The organism is Bradyrhizobium sp. B117 (genome assembly GCF_038969555.1).
In the GTDB taxonomy this organism is placed as follows: domain Bacteria; phylum Pseudomonadota; class Alphaproteobacteria; order Rhizobiales; family Xanthobacteraceae; genus Bradyrhizobium.
The window spans coordinates 6,407,570-6,425,020 of the sequence record NZ_CP152414.1 but is presented as its reverse complement, the minus strand read 5'-3'; the positions used below and the strand labels follow the sequence as shown (position 1 = coordinate 6,425,020).

At 60.9% G+C, this 17,451-nt stretch carries 13 protein-coding genes; 2 read left to right on the top strand and 11 right to left on the bottom strand.

The genetic code is table 11. The features are described from left to right. Positions 1 to 11: 11 nt before the first annotated feature. A complete protein-coding gene (locus AAFG16_RS31365; protein WP_342731498.1) occupies positions 12 to 1,808 on the bottom strand; it encodes a hypothetical protein in 1,797 nt (598 codons plus the stop codon). Between the two features lie 326 nt (positions 1,809 to 2,134). Between AAFG16_RS31365 and AAFG16_RS31360 the strand changes: the two genes are divergently transcribed. Continuing rightward, a complete protein-coding gene (locus AAFG16_RS31360; RefSeq protein WP_283080337.1) occupies positions 2,135 to 2,671 on the top strand; it encodes a DsrE family protein in 537 nt (178 codons plus the stop codon). 60 nt (positions 2,672 to 2,731) lie between these two features. On the opposite strand, the gene AAFG16_RS31355 is transcribed toward AAFG16_RS31360, so the two are convergent. The 4 genes from AAFG16_RS31355 to AAFG16_RS31340 form a co-directional block, all read right to left on the bottom strand. Continuing rightward, positions 2,732 to 5,338, bottom strand: coding sequence for an AMP-binding protein (locus AAFG16_RS31355; RefSeq protein WP_342731495.1), 2,607 nt, complete (start codon positions 5,336 to 5,338; stop codon positions 2,732 to 2,734). Between the two features lie 329 nt (positions 5,339 to 5,667). Further along, positions 5,668 to 7,542 (bottom strand): hypothetical protein, encoded by a 1,875-nt coding sequence (locus tag AAFG16_RS31350; RefSeq protein WP_342731493.1) that lies wholly within the window; start codon positions 7,540 to 7,542, stop codon positions 5,668 to 5,670. Positions 7,543 to 7,553: 11 nt separating this feature from the next. Continuing rightward, positions 7,554 to 9,542, bottom strand: a complete 1,989-nt coding sequence (gene asnB, locus AAFG16_RS31345; RefSeq protein ID WP_342731491.1) for an asparagine synthase (glutamine-hydrolyzing) — start codon at positions 9,540 to 9,542, stop codon at positions 7,554 to 7,556. Positions 9,543 to 9,545: 3 nt separating this feature from the next. Then, positions 9,546 to 10,538 (bottom strand): O-antigen ligase family protein, encoded by a 993-nt coding sequence (locus AAFG16_RS31340; RefSeq protein WP_342731489.1) that lies wholly within the window; start codon positions 10,536 to 10,538, stop codon positions 9,546 to 9,548. Here AAFG16_RS31340 and AAFG16_RS31335 point away from each other — a divergent pair. Next, positions 10,530 to 10,823, top strand: a complete 294-nt coding sequence (locus AAFG16_RS31335; RefSeq protein ID WP_342731487.1) for a hypothetical protein — start codon at positions 10,530 to 10,532, stop codon at positions 10,821 to 10,823. The genes AAFG16_RS31340 and AAFG16_RS31335 overlap by 9 nt on opposite strands. On the opposite strand, the gene AAFG16_RS31330 is transcribed toward AAFG16_RS31335, so the two are convergent. From AAFG16_RS31330 to AAFG16_RS31305, 6 genes are all read right to left on the bottom strand, one after another. Beyond that, complete coding sequence (locus tag AAFG16_RS31330; protein ID WP_342731485.1) at positions 10,799 to 11,986, bottom strand: glycosyltransferase; 1,188 nt, start codon at positions 11,984 to 11,986, stop codon at positions 10,799 to 10,801. The two genes, AAFG16_RS31335 and AAFG16_RS31330, sit on opposite strands and share 25 nt — an antisense overlap. Before the next feature lie 246 nt (positions 11,987 to 12,232). Next, positions 12,233 to 12,892, bottom strand: coding sequence for a helix-turn-helix transcriptional regulator (locus AAFG16_RS31325; protein ID WP_283080331.1), 660 nt, complete (start codon positions 12,890 to 12,892; stop codon positions 12,233 to 12,235). Between the two features lie 267 nt (positions 12,893 to 13,159). Further along, a complete protein-coding gene (locus tag AAFG16_RS31320) occupies positions 13,160 to 14,431 on the bottom strand; it encodes a polysaccharide biosynthesis/export family protein (protein WP_283080330.1) in 1,272 nt (423 codons plus the stop codon). A 61-nt stretch (positions 14,432 to 14,492) separates the two neighbouring features. After that, complete coding sequence (locus AAFG16_RS31315; RefSeq protein ID WP_283080329.1) at positions 14,493 to 15,566, bottom strand: NAD(P)-dependent oxidoreductase; 1,074 nt, start codon at positions 15,564 to 15,566, stop codon at positions 14,493 to 14,495. Continuing rightward, positions 15,520 to 16,275 carry a sugar transferase gene (locus tag AAFG16_RS31310; RefSeq protein WP_342731481.1) on the bottom strand — a complete coding sequence of 252 codons (756 nt, stop codon included), beginning with the start codon at positions 16,273 to 16,275 and terminating at the stop codon, positions 15,520 to 15,522. The genes AAFG16_RS31315 and AAFG16_RS31310 overlap by 47 nt, the downstream gene beginning before the upstream one ends. Further along, positions 16,272 to 17,411, bottom strand: a complete 1,140-nt coding sequence (locus AAFG16_RS31305; RefSeq protein WP_342731479.1) for a DegT/DnrJ/EryC1/StrS family aminotransferase — start codon at positions 17,409 to 17,411, stop codon at positions 16,272 to 16,274. The genes AAFG16_RS31310 and AAFG16_RS31305 overlap by 4 nt, the downstream gene beginning before the upstream one ends. Positions 17,412 to 17,451: the final 40 nt, after the last annotated feature.

Genomic DNA, 17,451 nt, shown 5'->3' with positions numbered 1-17,451 from the left:
CCACTCGGCAGCTATCTGAGTCCCTTGATCCGTCCGTCCGCGTCCTGAATGCCGCCAGCCCGGGCTCGTTCATACAGTTCGCGCGCCTTTGCCGAATCGCCGGCGACGCCGCGGGCGTCCCAGGATTGCAGCATGTGAGGATCGTAGGTTTCGGCCAGCATGAAGGCAGCCTGTGCGCTGCCATGCCCCAGGATGTATTCGAGCAATCCGCGGGCGCCGTTGATGTCCGCTTGCCGGAGCAATGCGCTGGCACGGGCGAGTAGTCTCTCCTCGTTGGCAAGCGGTCGCGCTGCTGCGCTCGCGGCGGCCGCTCGCTCCGTCGCGCCGGACGGGACAGAGCCCGTTGTGAGCTGCACGTTCGGCGGCGTTGCGGCCGGGGTTGGAGGCTTGGGCGAAGGCGGAGCAGGGGACTGGATGACGCTTTGGGTGGGGGCGCGGCTCTGGTCGCTACGCGAGGGGGCGATCACAGCGGCGAATGCGCTCCACGCGGCCAACTGATCCCCGACGGATGCAGACGTCGGAGGCGGCGGCTTGCCACTGCTCGCTTGCTCCTTCTCACGCTTGACCTGCGCTTTTGCGACAGCCTCGGCGGCGCGCGCCGCATCTGACACTTCAGCACGCGCCGCGTCGCGCTCATTCCTCAGCGATGTCGTCTCGCGCGCGAGTGCGTCAGCACGGCTTCGCTGCTGCTCGAGATCACGCTCCAGCACCCGTTGCTGTTCGACGTCGGCGGCGCGGTGGGCCGTCAGTTCTGAGGCCGCAGATTGCGCTGCACGGAGTTCGGCCTGAGAAGAGTCCAGCTGGCGGACCGTGCTATCCGCCCTGTCTCGCTGCTTCTCGAGCTCGCGTCTCAGCGCCTGCTTTTCGGCGGAATCTGCAGCATTGATCTTGACGGTCTCGGAGGCCGAAGTCCGGAGAGCGCCGAGTTCGTTGATGAGGGCCTCGGTCTTATCCTGTTCCTGCTTCAGTTCTCGCTCCAGAGCCTGCCTCCGTTCAGCCTCCGTCGCGGCAGAATTCGTGGCCTCGGATACTGCGTTCCGTGCGCCGTCGAGCTCCGAGCGAAGCGAGGCAAGCTGAAGCGAAAAACGCTTGGCTCCGTTCCGTCGGTCGAGTGGACATTCCTGCTTGAGCTCGACTTCGGACGCCTGCATCGCCTTCGAAGCCGCAACCCGCGCGACATCCAGCTCCGCCCTCAGAAAGGAGAGTTCGCGCGATAAATTGCTCGCCTTTTCCCGTTCCTGTTCGAGCGCCTGCGTTTGCTGGATTCCAATCTCGATGGCGCGGGCGGTGTGCGTCTGGATCTGGCGCGCCGCGTCTAGCTCCGCTCGGACGGAAGCCAGTTCGCGGGCAAGCTGTTCCCTTCGCTGGCGCTCCTGATCCAGCAGTAACTGCTGGTTGACCCGCTCTGCTTCTGACGCGGGCTGAGCTGCGCCACGGTCCGCCGGTAAAGACGTCGTATCGTGCGCAGGGGTCTCGGCAGGGGGGCGTTGCTGCTCCTTTGCCGTTATCGTTCCTTGTGGCGCGGCTGCTGCGGGCCTTGGAGCGGGTTGCGGCGGTGCAGATTGCGTTTTGTCCACGCGTTGAGCGAGGATCCGCGTTCGTTCGACCTCGTTGAGTGGCTTTCGTTCGCCCGTGCCGCTCGATTGATTGAATGCCGCTGCTGCGACGAGGTGAGCGTGACCCTCTTCTTTGTTCCAGGATGCAGCGGCAGTCGTTCCAACCAGCAGCGGCACAAGGCAGATGACTGGGATCACGATGGACGTACGGGCTCTTGCGCGACCGCGCGGGCGGTAAGAGAGGTCGAACAATCCGCATCCGCGGAATGGAAGTTGCTGGCACCGAGACCAGCGCGCAGCAATCATCGCGGTAGCTCTTCTTGTCGACAAATCGAATCTGTGCGCCCCCATCGTGATAGCCCAAATGCTTGGTAGGGATCATGGTTTGGCGTTCATGACACCGCGTTCACCAACGCACTGTCGATATCGCAGTCGTGGTAGCCAGAACGGAGTAGAAGGAGCGACGATGGGTATTAAGTAGATCAGAACGGACGGTTGCTCGAAGCGTCTTGACCCCGTCGACCCTGCTTAAATAGTTTGCGAGGTGCATAGCTCATTACACGCGCGGGAGGCAAAATATGAGCAGGTCATTTGCCATTCTTGCCGGCGTCGCGGCTTTCGGATTGATCCTCGCAAGCGGCATGGAAACCCACGGTTCTGCGCAATCACCGTTCTCCACCAAGAATCCCAGCGTTTCGGTCAGGAACGCAAATGCCAAGATCTCGAATGCGACGCTACGGACGCAGCGTCCGCATCGACTTGTCATCCATGTCGACGTCAACGATCCGGCGGTGATGAACCTTGCTCTCAACAATGTCAGCAACGTGGCTCAGCACTACAGCGATCTCAATCAGAAAGTCGAAATAGAAGTGGTCGCGTACGGACCGGGACTGCACATGCTGCGCGATGACACGTCCCCCGTCAAAGGGCGTGTTGCAGCGATGAGCGAAACCACCCCCGGACTGACGTTTTCGGCATGTGGAAATACGCGCGAGAACATGACGAAGAGCGAAGGCAAAGACATTCCCCTTGTTTCACAAGCCAAGGTCACCAAGTCCGGGGTGGTCCGCCTGATGGAGCTTCAGGAGCAAGGTTGGAGCTACTTGCGGCCCTGATGGCACGATCGGTCTGTACGGTCCTGTCTTACAGGACCGGTCGTTGGAAAGCACCTCGCATCAAGAGCTGGACGCCGCGATCGCGCGCTCGATGACAGGTCGGTTGACAGAGAGATGTGGCTCGACCACCAGGTCAAGATGTCCGCCGGCGATCGGAATCACATCCAGCTCTTCGAACAGGGCGTCCCATCCGAGGCGCGGTGTCACTCCCGGTCGATGGCAGGCGAAGACCGTTCCCTTGATGGGCAGACGAGCTTTGGTATCCGAAACCCAGCGCCCGAATGCCCGCATCCGGAGGAGTTCCTCGAGTTCGAGCTTGAGCATGAAACGGGTGCTTGCCAGGCGAGACCACGTAATGGCGTCGACGAGCCTGCAGAATCGAACCTCTTGACCCATTCGAGCGGCCAACTTCGCCACTGAGCGGCAAAGCATGCGGTAGATGGTCACCCGGTGGGATCGGATCCGTTGCATCGTGCGCGACAAGGCTTCCCGGTGATTTGCCCTGCGCGGGCCCACATTGGTGTCGAGGATGCCCAGAAACTTGATTGCACGACCCTGTTCGATCAATCGCGCCGCAACTTCGAAGGCGACGCCGCCGCCCAGGGAATAGCCGATCATTCGAACGTCGCCACGCGGTTGGACGGCATTGATTTGTTCGACAGCCAGTGCGGCCATCTCTTGGACAGAATCGCCGCCAGCGAGGCTCCAGCTCAGGTCTGGATAGCGAATGGGGATGACGCGCGCCACCTTGCTCAGCTGAGCGCCGAAGGCGGCCATACTCGGGCCGTATCCCATGGAGCCAGGCAGTATGACAAGACCTGGCAGAATCGGGTGGTCAAGACGCTGCGGCGCTGGTTGGTCGACGGCGGCGACGGCTTGGACCATGTCGTCAGCGGTCATATCCACCGTGAATGCTTCCATGCTGAGTTCACGACCGATCAGCTCTTCGAGATCCATGACACAGCGCAGGAGCTTCAGGGAATCTCCGCCGGCCTCGTCCCAGCGGCCGGCAGCTTCCTGTGCACCGAGGATACTGCTCCACACCTGTTGCACGACCTTGTTTGCCTCGGCCATTCTCTGCGTGGTCGGCAAAGGCATGGACGAGGTCTTTTTGCTCTCCGCATCGAGCAGCTTCAGCCTGGCGTGGTCGATCTTTCCTCCGGGAAGACGGGGAATCTCTTGTATCTCGTGCAGTCTGGTGGGATGCAGGGCCGCGGGAACAGCCTGCCGGATCGTGTCGCGAATGTCGGCCTGGAACTGCGGCCTGGGCGGTTTGGCCGGCGACGCGAATAGAACCAGCTCGTTCGCGTCCGTCACGACGGCGACAGCGTCCTTCACATAGGTAAGCTTGCGCAGCGCACTCTCGAGCTCGGCGGGCTCGACGCGCTGACCATTGATCTTGAGCTGGCGTCCCTTCCGTCCGACGATGCGCACCAGTCCGTGGGTATCCACGACCACGAGGTCGCCGGTCCGGTAAATGCGAGCCTTTGGGTCATCCGGGGCAGGCAACGCCGGCGAAAGTTGCCCGCCTTCCCAGTATCCCAGCATGACGTACTTGCTCTTGATGACGAGTTCGCCGACCTCGCCGCACTGGACCGATTTTCCACTTTCGTCGACCACAGCATAGGATATGCCGGGAAGAAGATAGCCGACCGGGACGCTGACGCCATCCTCTGGCCATTCCCTGGGAAGAAACCACTGTGTGCCGGTGGTTTCCGTCGACAAATAGCTGACTTGAATGAAGCAGCTGGGCTTCACCGCTCTTCGGACGAGCTCAATGTCCGTCCATAACACCTTCTCCCCGCCGATGCGAAGAATGCGAAGCGAATCGAAATCGCCTTGCCGGCTGGCGTTGATCAGTGCACGAACCAAGGCTGGTACGACATAGGTAATCGTGACCTGTTGAGCGGCGATCTGACGAAGTACGCCGCGCAAGCCGAGCGCCTCGACGTCGACGACGTGAAGTGTTGCTCCCGTCAATACTGCCGACAGCATTTCTCGGCAGCCGGCGATCGTGGTGGGGCCGCTCAGAGGCATGAAGACATCAGCGGAGCTTGTGTGACATGCATCCACGTACTGCTGAACGCGCTGGAGCAAATTGCGTTGGCTGTTCACGACGCCCTTCGGCGTTCCAGTGCTGCCGGAGGTATAGAGCACTACCGAAGGCGCATCGACCGAGACGCGCGCGTTCGGCGCGGTTGCTGCCGGAGCTTCGCAGGCGCTTGCAACGTCAAGCCAGAGCAGGCCGCATTGCTCGATCCAGTCGGCGGAAGCGCCGCTGCCATGTCCGATCAGTACAGAAATCCGTGCGCTCGTGGCGATACCCATGAGCCGCTGGACCGGATCGCGCGGATTGAGCGGGATGAGGGTTCGACCGACTGCCATGCAGGCAAGCATGACAATTGGCTGCCAGGCCGAGCTGCGCAATAGCCATCCGACGGCCTCCCCCTCAGGGGTCAGCGCCTCGATCGCCTCGGCCAAGGTCAATACCCGGGACAGCAGCTGTGAGTACGTGAAGGTATGATTGCCGTCGCTGATCGCGACCTTGTTGGCGAACTTCGCGGTCACCGCAATGAGGTGATCGATAGCGGAGACGCAGGCGAAGCCGGCTCCCAAGGGGACGAACGATCGATCCACCGGGCCATGCAGGTCGAGCGGTACCTCCACGGGCCTGAGCCAGCGCAGCGCCGCAGCAGATGGCTGTGGGAACGAGGACGGGGTCGTCTCGACGGTGTCGCATGACCCACCAGACGGACATGTACTGCCAGTTGTCTGAAGCTGCATCACAGGACCCGTTCTATTTCCTGTCCAACGTACGTTAGTCCGGCCTGGGCTCGCATACTTCGAATGAAGGATGCGGTTGAGTGCTGATTTTTGCCGGGCCCCAGCGGCATCTGATTCAAAGTCCGGTACGCACGCCGAGCGGCCTGCTAGGCCGATGGGATTGTTGCCGTCCAGCGGGCCGAGCGGTCAGCACACGGCCAGCCGACTGTTGATCATTTCCGCTGCCTCCAACCGGGTTTGGCGGTTCCGGGAGCATGGACGAGCGCTGCAATATTCATCCACCGTGCTGCCACTGCTTTGAGACTGCGGTAGGACAGCTCGAAGCCCGAGAACGATGGCCGTTCCACATCCGGCGACGCGAGCTCGGTCGATCCTCCGTGCGTCAGGACGCACCAGAGCTTGAGGCCGGGCTCGAGATCCGATGTTCGCGTGAACCGATTCAACGTGCTCCGCACGACGTCGCGGCTCGTGCTTCCGGCCCGGACTGCGAGCAAGACATGATCCGCCCAATAAGCGAGCAGTCGCACTTCAGGCGCCTCGTCCAAAGAAGGAGCGTTGATGACGATCAGATCATAGGTCTTTCTGAAATGCTCGAACAACGTCGCGAGCTTGGGCCCTGCCAGCGGCCCAAGGTGGTTGCCCTCGGACAATCGTGACGACATATAATCGATACCGAGCTCAGGGATGTGCTGGACGGCCTTGGCTGCCGCGCCGTCGTTCGCCAGCAGCTTCAAAATATCTGGAGTGTCGCCGGCCGCACGCCGGGGCGGCGCTTGAGCGAAATCCATGAACAGCACGCGCTGTCCCAGTTGCGCGGAGCAAAATCCAAAGCTCCACGCGATGGCGCTCTTGCCTTCACCATGCAAGCTGGATGTCACAAGGACGACATGCCGCTGCGGTGGCGCGACCGGATCCGCGGCCATCAGAGATACCACGGTGGAGCGGACGGCCTTGTTGTACGAGATAGCGGATTCCGCCACGAACCGCCGTGGCGAGGTGCTTAACTCTGGCGGAATCGATGGTACCAACCCAAGGCACGGGATACCCAATGCCTCTGCGGCTTCTGCCTCCGTGTGCAGGGTTCGATCGAGGCGCTTCAAGATCACCGCGGCGAAGCAGGCCACGAGAGCGAAAACGATCGTGATTGGAGGAACGAGGAGGAAAGGATTCAACGAACTGGGGAAATCCGGTGGAGAGGCATCCGCGATGACGGTCACGTCGGGGTCGGCGACGACGCCCTTCGTGGTGAGGTCCTGCCGCTTCCGTATCAGTGTTTCATACTGCTGCGCCAGTGTGGTGATTTTCCACTCCAACGCGGCACTCTGTTCTGACGAGGTCTGAGTCTGACGTGAGCGATCCAATTCCGCGTTTGCCACCGACAGGTCGTGCTGAACGGCTGCGGATTGTGTAGCGAGGCCGTTCAGGGCCTGCTCCTCTGCCGACCGTCTCTGCCGGATCAGCTCGTCGGCGTAGGACTGCGCGACCAGGTTCGCGATGTCGGCGGCTCGCTGCGGATTGGGGGCGGTGGCGATGACACTGATAACTCTGGACCGTCGCTCCTGACTTACCTTCAATCGCCCTTTCAATGCTGCCACCGCCGCGCCATCGCTTGGTTGATCCTTGCGGAACGAGAGGAGTTCTCTCGTTTTCGACCATGCGGTGCGGAGTAACGAATCCGGAGCGTTGCCCTGCGCGGGCGCATCGAGCATCCTCAGCGCTGGTAGGAGGCGTCGCAGATAGGCATCGGACGACATAACGGTCACATGGGTGTCGATGGTCGGATCTTCCGACCCGCCTGTAGGCGTGGGGCCAGGCGCGCCGGTAATCTCGGCGACCCCGGGGCCTCGGGTGCTCACGACCAGCTGCGCCATCGCGACATAGGACGGGGACATCAACAGACTGCCGACAACGGCGAGCAGCGCGCCTACGCCGATCATTCCGAGAATGAATCGCTTGTACTGCCTGATGCTTTCGAAGACATGCTTGAATGCGGCGATTGTGTCATCGGGACGAGCCTCGTCGGCTCTCGATCGGTCCTGCGACAGAACGGTGACCGGCAGAATTCGTTTACCTGCGAACGCTTCCATCGCGTACTCCTTTACTGCGCCGGTTCCATCGCGCCCGCCAGTGGGGACGTCTCGCAGGCAACCAGCGTGTCGAGCCAAGATTGCAGCATGAGGACAGCCCACAGCGCGCGCGAAAAATCCCGGCGGCCGCTAAGATGTTGAAGCCAGCAGTCCTGCACGCGCGCGGCGTCCAGCAGATGCTGGTTGCGAAGACGCGACTCCGACAGGAGGTCCGACGCCCATGAACGAAGCGGTCCCTTCAGCCAGGCACCGATGGGTACGTCAAAGCCCTGTTTCGGTCGCTCGAACAGATGCTGGGGCAGATAGCGGCCAAGAACTTGGCGCAAGAGCCATTTCCCTTGGCCATGACGCACCTTCGCGGAGTTCGGCAGCGACCAGCTGAACTCGACAACGCGATGGTCGAGAAGGGGGCAGCGCGCCTCCAGGCTCGTCGCCATGCTGGCACGATCGAGCTTCACGAGAATATCGCTCGGAAGATATCCGAGCATGTCCCGAACGATAAACTCGGACAGAAGATCGTCGAGCGGCGGAATCGAGTCAGAATCTCCACCCGGATGAGCCTGTGTCAACTGCAGCTCGGTGAGCTGTGTCGACCTGCGGTACATGCCGGCGACGTCCTCGCTGCCAATGAGGTTTGCCAGGCGATTGATCCGGTCGCTGTGCGTCATCCGCTGCAACCAACCTGGAAGATGGAGGGCTTCCACGACGCTTTCGCGCATGCCGCGTCCGAGCAGCGCCACGCCTGATGCGGCCATCGTCCTTATTGGCTGGCTGGAGTTCAGCAGAGGCGCAAGGCGGGCGCACAGAACGTGCCTGGAATAGCCGGCGAAGCACTCGTCGCCTCCGTCGCCCGAAAGCGCAACGGTGACTTCCCGCCGTGCGAGCCGTGACAGAAGCAGCGTCGGGATCTGCGACTCATCGGCAAACGGCTCGTCCCAGACCGTTGGAAGCTCGGGAATAACCGCTCTGGCTTCGGCGGGCGTGACGCGTAGCTCGGTATGGCTGGTGCCGAGATGCCGTGCCACGGCCGCGGCGTTGTCCGTCTCGTCAAAGGCGCGCTCGCCGAAACCGATCGTATACGTTCGCACCGGCCGACTGGATTGGGCCTGCATCAGAGCCACGACGGTGGAGCTGTCTATTCCGCCCGATAGGAACAACCCGACCGGCACGTCCGCAACCATTCGGTCGGCGACTGCGGCCTCCAGTAGCTGGGAAGCCTGCGAGACCAGCTGTCGGTCGTCCGCCGGCGCCAGCATTCCGCGACCGGCGCGAGCGACATCGCTCAAGGACCACCAGGAGCGCGCGTTCTCTCGTAGCGCTGCCGCGTCGCGCGAGACCGCGAGATCCGCTGCGCGGACGGAAAGGATGGTTCCGGGAGGCAGTTTGAAGACGCCCCGCCAAATACACTGGTCTTCCGGCAACCAGCCGCGGGTGAGAAACTCGGCGACGGCTCCTGAGTCGATCTCTTGATGAAAGTCGGGAAATGCAGCAATGGCCTTGAGCTCCGACGCGAACACCAGCGCATGCGGCGTCCGCGCGATATAGAGCGGCTTCTTTCCCATTCGATCGCGCGCCAGATGGAGAATGCGGGTCCGGCGGTCCCACACGGCGAGCGCAAACATGCCATTGCTGCGCTGGAGAGCCTTCTCGAGACCCCATCTCTCGATCAGTCCCAGCAACACCTCCGTATCGCTATTGCCGACGAACTGTTTGCCTTCGCGCTCAAGCTCTCCGCGCAATGACTTGTAGTTGTAGATCTCGCCGTTGAATGTAATGACGAAGCGGCCGCTGCCCGAAAGCATCGGTTGCCGGCCAGCATCGGAAAGATCGATGATGGCGAGCCTCCGATGTCCGAACGCAATCCCGGCATCCCGGTCGCTCCAGAATCCGTCCGCATCGGGACCGCGGTGACGTAGACGAGCTGTCATCGTTCCGATCGCCGTCAGATCCGCGGATCGAGCAGCATGTTGCGTCTGAAGTATCCCGGTTATCCCGCACATGGCTTAACCTTTAGTGCGCGCATGCGCCCATGATCGCCGATCGAAGCCCAGGATGAGGCCAAGAGTGACGGCAAACCACACGGTCGGATGACGCAGGATGAAATGGCTGATGCTGAAGACGGCAAGCGCAAAGATGAGCACGGACAAAGCGTCAAGGCGCGCGCGGAGCAGGACGGCAAGCGTGCCCGCGAGCAAGCTGAAGATGACGATGACGCCAGGCAGCCCGGCCTGGGTGAAGACGTCCAGGATCGTGCTGTGAGCTTCCACCGGGAGTGCGACACCCTTGTCCGTGATGCCAGTTGGTTTCTCCAGGTGCGGTCCAGGCCCAAGGCCGAGCGATCCGGACTCCAGTCCGGCATGCAAAGCGTCCTGCCAAAGGCTCAGCCGCAGATTGGCGGTCGCCTTCGTTCCTTCGCCGCCGCGATCCTTCATCATGCCGGCCGCCAACCCCTCGACATCATTCGCCGTCGCCGCTGCGTAGGGCAGCAGTGAGAGTGAAAGGGGAACCATGGCCACCATGACGAGCGTTGCGGCTGCAAAACGCAGGCTCCGGCGATGTTCAGGTGACGTGAGCCAGCTTCGCAGGCGCAGCGCAAGCAAGAGGGGAATCGAGAGCGACATCGAGATGAGGAAGGTGTCGCTCTTCGTCAGCCGGCCTACGACGAACGTTGCGATGCAGCTCAGTACTGCGACGAGGCGGCCAAATCGCTTGGCTGTGAGAGCCATGTGGAGCGACAGCGGCGTGAAAACCGCACAGTAGATTGCAAGCTGGTTTGGATTCTCCGACCATCCACGAAACCGATCCCAATACCATGGATTGACCGAAGAGATGCTGAGGTAGTTCCAGCCCAACGCAAATTGGGCGGCCATCGCGATCATCCAGAACCCGATCAGGAACCACAGCGATTGCCGTAGAGCGCCTTCGGGTTTCATCGTCGCCGCAACCAGGCAGGTGACGGCCGCCACCAGGAGATACGCGAAGATGTCGTGCAGCACGAGCTCGGGATCGACGATTTCCGGACGCAGCAGCGCGAGGAATGCCCCGAAACTCTGGATACAGACAAAACAGGCCCAGAATGCAAGAAGGCAGAGCAGAGCTGTAGCGTTGCAGATTTTCGGAATGGTCAGGAGATGCAGGGATGCGAGACCGAGCCAGAGGACGAGGCACACCTCGCCGATCCCCAGGGGGACGCCGGGCAGGCGCAGCTGCGATGCTGTCCCAAGCACGAGGCCAAGCGCAAGAAGGGCACTACCGATCATTGTACTGCACTGCTGCTGTAGGCGGCCACCCGTTCGTCACATGAGCGGCTGAGAGAAAGTAGGTGGCTGTAGACCTCCGCATAGCGATCGGCCACGACGTTCAGGTCAAACTCCTGCCGCACCATCTCGATCGAGCGCCGACCCATGATCCTGGCATGAGCGGAATCCTGGAGCAGATCGAGAATTGCTGCCGCGAGCGCGCGCGGGTCGCGCGGGGGGACAAGGCGGCCGTTCCAGTCCTCGACGACGACATCATCGCACCCAGGCATGCGGGAAGCGACGATCGGTACGCCGGCCAGCCCTGCTTCCAGTAGAACGCGAGGAATGCCTTCGCGATATTCGGTCGGAAAGGCAAAGAGGTCGGCGATGCCCAGAAGCGCCGGGATATCGGATCTCGCACCGGTCGCGACCACATAGGGTGCATGGCGTTCAATCAGTGCCTGGTCTATGGCGAATGGGCCCTCACTTTCGCGCGGACCGACCAGCAGGAAGCGAGCCTTTGGCCGGACCTGATGAACGATTTGCGCCGCTTCGAGCAGCGTCGCGATGCCCTTCTGTACGGTTAGGCGACTTACGGTAACCACGATTTCGGCATCGTCCAGCCCGAGTTCGGCCCGTAGCACCGCAGGCGAAGCCATCCGCGCCTGAGCCGTCTCGAAGGCGGCGGTATCGATTCCCGAGCTTCCGATGACCGTTGACAGGCTTTTTCCAAGAAGACGGTATCGGTGGAAGAAGCTCTTGTCGGCTTTGTTCTGGAATACCGTTGCTGCGGTCCAGCAAGCAGCCAGGCGTTGCATGGCAAGATAGAAGGGACGGAAGGCCAGAGCTCTCGGTTCTGTCGAGGAAAATACCCATCCCATTCCGTTAATCGTACGCACAACGGGCACGGAGCCGCGAAGCGCCAATGGTGCGAGCAGGTTTGGCTTGGTGTCAAACGTCTGGATGACGTCGGGACAGGCGCGCTTCACGACCTGCGCCAGCTGTCCCATCGAAGCGCTGTCGGAAAGACCCACGCCAAATCTGTCGAACTGATATTGATGATAGGAGATGCCATTCTCTGCGAATGCACCTGCTGCACCTGTTCCCGCCGCGCTCACCCGCAGGCCGCGGTTCTGCAGAGCCAGCAGGAAAGGGATTCGCAGAGCGTGATCCTCGCCTCCTACGCAGAGCAAGTGCGGCGCCATGTTGGTTCCTTTCGGCTTCACAAGCTCGACAAGGTGTTAGTTTGCATGAACGTCATCTGCGTCCCGGAAAGGAGGCCGAGAATAGCTTAGGAGGCGCTTGAGCGTTGTCTTCATTCGTTCGAATGAGCGATAGGGATAGCGCCGGGCCCGTGCTCGAGCAGAACGTGCAAAGGTGGGGTGACGCGGGCGCAATACCAGGGCGACCGCGGCACGACATTCGAAGGTTGCCCCGTGCGTCGTTGCTGCCTAAGGCAAAACGGCGAGACGCCCCAACAGCGCGATGAGGTCGGCCTGCCGGCGTGTCTGCGTTTTCGCGAACAGGGAAGCAAGCTGTGAGCGTACTGTCGTTCGACTTAGTCGTCGCGTACGAGCAATATCGATCAGGTTGTTGCCTCTCGCCAACTCGATTGCGAGCTGAGTTTCCGCAGCAGTGAATCCGAACAGACGCTGCAGCGTTCGTGGCGAAGGCTCCGGGTGCGCGTCGAGATCCAGCAGGATCAGCGCGATGGTCTCGTCGGACCATGCGTTTGCGACCTGGTTGATCAGAGCGGTGAACCCTTCCTTGGTCGATGTCGCCAGCCAGGATGTCGAGCCCGCTGGAAATTGTGCGCCTGCGCGATTGACCAGCTCCTTGACAGCGCCATAGAGCGTTTCGTGGGTCGCATTGGCGCGAGACTCACGTTCCAATATCGCGCGTCCGGCTGGACTGAGTTCGACGACTCGTCCGCGCCTGAGCAGGACCTGTCCGCAACCGATCCGCGCCAGCACCCCGCGCAGGCCATCCTGCTTGTGGTTGTTGGCTCCAGAATGAACAGACGGTAAGGGATTTGTAGGATTGAATATCGCTTCCGATGAATGACTTTGCAAGGCAATGGTCCTTGGCAATGCTTGGCTCAAGTTGAACATTTTTATCCCCCCAGCCATGGAGTGAATGTGGCGCAGAGATTCCAAACTCTGCGGAGCGTGTAAACGCTGAATGGGGGGTACCCCACTGCGGCCTGAGAGGCCGACAGCTACTGACGGGGCAGGGCATCCACCCTAACCCTGATCAAGTAAGGGGTAGCGAGGCAGATCTACGCTTCCCGCGTGCAGCCGGGGGTTAATCGCGCGCTACTCCCGAAGGAGCACGTGGAGCTTACCCATGAGGGGTACAGGAGGGGTACCCCTATCGCGTCAATTGGAGAGTCTCGCCGCTGGGCGCAATGCGACTTCGATCACGTCACCGGGCTCCACGTCAAAATCTACGGATGCGGGAATCCTGCTCCATTTCTGACCCTGCCGCCGTACGACGACCACGTCAGGATTGAGTTCACCTGCATTGACCGGGATGGCACCCGAGCCGCCGATCGGTTGCAGTTTTTGACTGAGGGCCTGCATTCTGACGCGCAGATCCGCCAATCGAACATTCGAATCTTTCTGCTCCTTGAGCAGGTTGATCGTGCGCTGACTGGTCACGCGTTCGGTCTGCCGCAGGAAGTCCTCACGTTGGCGCTGGAGCCGCATGAGTTCGACGCTCGTCTGCAGGCGCCGGGTCGAGGACAGCAACAAAGCGCGCCGGCTCTCGCTGACGCGAGGGCTGGCCAGCAGTCCGGAGCCGAATGCCTTCATGACCCGTTCGAGCTCTTCTTCGTCGGCCTGCACGCCCTTCTCTTCACCTTCCTGCTGTTTCTTAAGGGTGGCGAACTGCGCGTCCGTTTGCTTGACGGCGTCCTCGAGGAACCGTCGTTCCGTGCGGTAGTCGTTTTGGGAGGTCTTCAGAGAGTCGCTCTCGGCTTGAACGACCGAACTGATCACGTTCGCAGGCAGCGAAATGTCGGTGGGGGGCGTCGCATCGAAAGTATCGCGGCCGTCGAGCTCCGCAACGGTTCGGACGATGTGGAAGTATTCCTTGGTGTATTCGGTGGCGAGAGACTGGTAGTCCCGCACGAGATCCGCGGGGTCGGCGGCGCCAGGTTGCACACCGCGTGATCGCAGCAGGCTGAAGCCGCCGGCGACTGCCACCGCCTGGCGCACGGTCATCGAAGCTCGATAGGCCTGCTGCCCAGGTGTGAGTACATCGCCGGAAACGTAGACCGGCCGGTATTCCGCTACGGTTGCCATGACATCGCCCGGCTTGACCACGAATGCCTGGTCGCGTCCGTCGGTCAGCCGCTGACGCAGTATCCTTGCTTGCAGCAGCGTCTCGATGCGGCTCTGCATCTGGGCGGGGGTCAGGCCCGCAACTTCAACCGATCCCCCTCCCGGAAGGGGAATGGTTCCGTCCATCTGGATTTGTGTACGGCTGCGTTGGTCCGGGAGGCCGCCGATCGAAATCTCGATGGTATCGCCGGGTTCGAGCTTGTAAGGCGCGGCAAGGGACTGTCCACTTGTCGCGATGAGCAAAATTGCCGCGCACGGACCTAGCAGGAGGCCGGCAGAGCACTTGCTCCGCTTTTTGCACTTCATGGATGAACTCCCAATGCAACCAGCCCTTATTGCTTCGCGATTTGGAGACCCACGGTCCTTCTTAGACCGCCCTCTTCAGGTCAGCGAGGGCGGTGGGAAGGAAGATCTCGTAGTTCCCGAAGAAGTGTCTCTGCTCTTCGACGTTGTCGAACAGGCCCTGGCTCAAGGCCGCGAGAATCTCGCTGATGCCTTGCTGGACGCTGATTTCAGGACTGAAATTCAACACCCGCCGGATCTTGTCGAAATTCACCCGGTAATTCCGGGGGTCCGCGCCGCGTTCCTGATAGGTCACTTTCGATCGCGGGATATGCCTCATGATCTCCTCGACCACCATCAGCTTGGTGAAGTTGTTCTCCTCACAGCCCACGTTGAAGACTTCGAAAGCAACTTTGCTGGTGGGGGCGCGGAGTACTTGTTCGATCGCGCGGGCAAAATCACGAACGTGACAGTATGGGCGCCAGGTCTTTGGGTCGAACACCAGCAGTTCGTTCCCCAAATGGAGTTCGCGCACAAATTCGTTGACGGTGAGATCGAACCGCATTCGCGAGGAAAGACCAAAAGCGGTCGCAAAGCGCAGGACCGTTGGATGAAAATCAACCTTTCCTTTGAGGCCTAGGATCTTCTGCTCCATCTCGACCTTGTGCTTGGCGTAAAGGGAAAGTGGCGCAAGCGGGTAATTCTCGTCGACCGCGGTGTCCTCCTCCACAAGGCCATAATTCGAGCAGGTGGACACAAAGACGAGCCGATCGACAGGGTGATGTTGAACGGCGTCGATGAAGAACCCGACGCCGTTTCGATTGATAGAGTGGCTCTCGTCAGGATACTTGCTCGTGATGGGGTCGCCGACGAGGCCGGCGAGCAGAACGACATCGTCAACGTTCTTCAAGGCCTGGGCGGCGAGACGCGGATCGCGAATATCGCCGTGCAAGAATTCGTATTGCGGATAGCTCAGATAAGGCCAGACACAGCTCTCGTTCCTGTAGATGAGCTGATCGAGGCAGCGAACATGCCAGCCGTTCCTAAGGAGATGACCGGTGATCACTGAGCCCACATAGCCGGCCCCACCCACGAGCAGCGCAGTTCGCCTTTCATTCGTCATTTGAACACCCATCGGCTTTTGAAACGAGCGTGCCACCGATATATCCGGTAGGCTTTCTGCCACGGCCGTCTGGCCGGTCTTTTCGTATGCAGCTGAGGAGCGGCTCTCCCACAATGATCCAGGCGGTTTGAACAACCCACCAGAGATCGGACATGATGGTTCGATTGGGGTAGTATGCCAGGTCGATCTTCGCCTTGGCGGGAAACAAGACCTTCCTATAGTAGTCAGCTACATCGCCATCTTGAGGGAATAGCGTATTTTCGTGTCGGAACAGAATTTGGCACGGTCCGACAAGGCCTGGCTTGTGCTCGAGAATCTTTTCAAATCCGTTTCGGAAACAATCCGCAAATGCCAGCGTTTCCGGCCTTGGACCGACGAATGACATGTCGCCCCGCAGGATGTTCCAGAGCTGCGGAAACTCGTCCAGCTTGAACGCAGCCAGTACTCTGCCGATCGTTGTCATGCGGTCGTCGTTCATCGCCGTAAGCGGACTTCCGCGATCGTCGCAATCGGCTCTGAACTTCCTGAACTTGTACATGCGGAACGGCAATCCGTTCAGTCCAAGACGCAACTGGGAATAAAAGATCGGACGCCCGCCTTCGGTCCAGATTGCGAGCGCAGTAAGCAAGAAGATCGGCAGGAACACCACCATCGCCGTTCCGGCACAGAGGATATCGACGAGGCGCCGCAACCGCAGTGCCGGAGCCGCTGTTCGTGCGCACCCCGTATTCGCCAGTTCGCTCATGCCTGTACGACCTCCGCGGGACAGCTGGCACGAAGTCCATCCGCGAGGCTGTCGGCCACGTGATCGACATCGGCGGTGGTCATTGCAGGATGGAGCGGCAGAGTGAGCTCACGCCCGCAAAAATCCTCGGTGTTGGGCAGGCTGATGCCTGGGCACAGATCCTGATAGAACGTCAAACGGTGCACGGGTGGATAGTGAATGGTCGTCTGAACGCCGTGCTTGCTCAAGTGCTCGATCAGCGGCTGCCTCGCGCTGGCCGCAGGAAGCACGACCGGGAGCAGATGGTGAGCCGATGTCCACGATGCCTTGAATGGTACTAGAACCGATGGACAGCGCTCGGCAAGGCGCCGCCGATAATGCAACGACAGGCGGCGCCTCGTGTCGTTCCAGCCCTGCAACTTCCGCAGTTGCACCAGACCGACTGCGGCGCGCAATTCGTCCATGCGGTAGTTGAAGCCGAGAATGGTCACATCGTATTCGGGGCTGCGGCTGACGAGACGTTGGCGCGTGTTGCTGGTCATCCCGTGCGACCTGGCTCGCTTGATCATGTCGTTCAGGATCCGGTGTCGCGTTATGATTGCGCCGCCTTCGGCGGTCGTCATGTTCTTGTTGCCGTAGAACGAGAAAGCGGCGGCATCGCCAAACGTGCCGACGCCCTTCACGCCGGGCGCATGTGCGGCGTCCTCGATCAGGAGCAGGCCCTTGCTGCGGGCGAAGGCTTGCCATTCCTCACGATCGGCGAGATAGCCGGCAAAGTGCATCAGGATCACCGCCTTCGTCCGCGACGTGCATTTTCGCTGCGCATCGGCCACGGACATCAGGGGGACTGCTCCGGATTCGATATCGACGAACACGGGCCGTGCTCCGACGTAGAGCACGGCATTGGCGGTAGCAACGAACGTGAGAGACGGAACGAGCACCTCATCGCCCGGACCGATCCCGAATGCATGCAGGATCAGGTGAAGCGCGGCCGTGCACGAACCGACCGCAACTGCTTCGTCGGCACCATGCATGGATGCAAATGTTTGCTCGAATTCGCGCACCCGATCTCCCATGGTGATCCAGCCGCTATCGATCGCCGCGACAAGAGCTTCCTTTTCATCAGGTCCAAGGGTCGGTTCTGATACCAACAGCATGTGTTCCTCTTCCCGTTATTTCCTTGTGCAGGTGATGCCG

Coding starts and splice junctions, on each gene's coding strand:
- AAFG16_RS31360 (WP_283080337.1), top strand. CDS start 2,135: ATGAGCAGGTCATTTGCCATTCTTGCCGGCGTCGCGGCTTTCGGATTG.
- AAFG16_RS31350 (WP_342731493.1), bottom strand. CDS start 7,542: ATGGAAGCGTTCGCAGGTAAACGAATTCTGCCGGTCACCGTTCTGTCG.
- asnB (WP_342731491.1), bottom strand. CDS start 9,542: ATGTGCGGGATAACCGGGATACTTCAGACGCAACATGCTGCTCGATCC.
- AAFG16_RS31330 (WP_342731485.1), bottom strand. CDS start 11,986: ATGGCGCCGCACTTGCTCTGCGTAGGAGGCGAGGATCACGCTCTGCGA.
- AAFG16_RS31325 (WP_283080331.1), bottom strand. CDS start 12,892: ATGTTCAACTTGAGCCAAGCATTGCCAAGGACCATTGCCTTGCAAAGT.
- AAFG16_RS31320 (WP_283080330.1), bottom strand. CDS start 14,431: ATGAAGTGCAAAAAGCGGAGCAAGTGCTCTGCCGGCCTCCTGCTAGGT.
- AAFG16_RS31310 (WP_342731481.1), bottom strand. CDS start 16,275: ATGAGCGAACTGGCGAATACGGGGTGCGCACGAACAGCGGCTCCGGCA.
- AAFG16_RS31305 (WP_342731479.1), bottom strand. CDS start 17,411: ATGCTGTTGGTATCAGAACCGACCCTTGGACCTGATGAAAAGGAAGCT.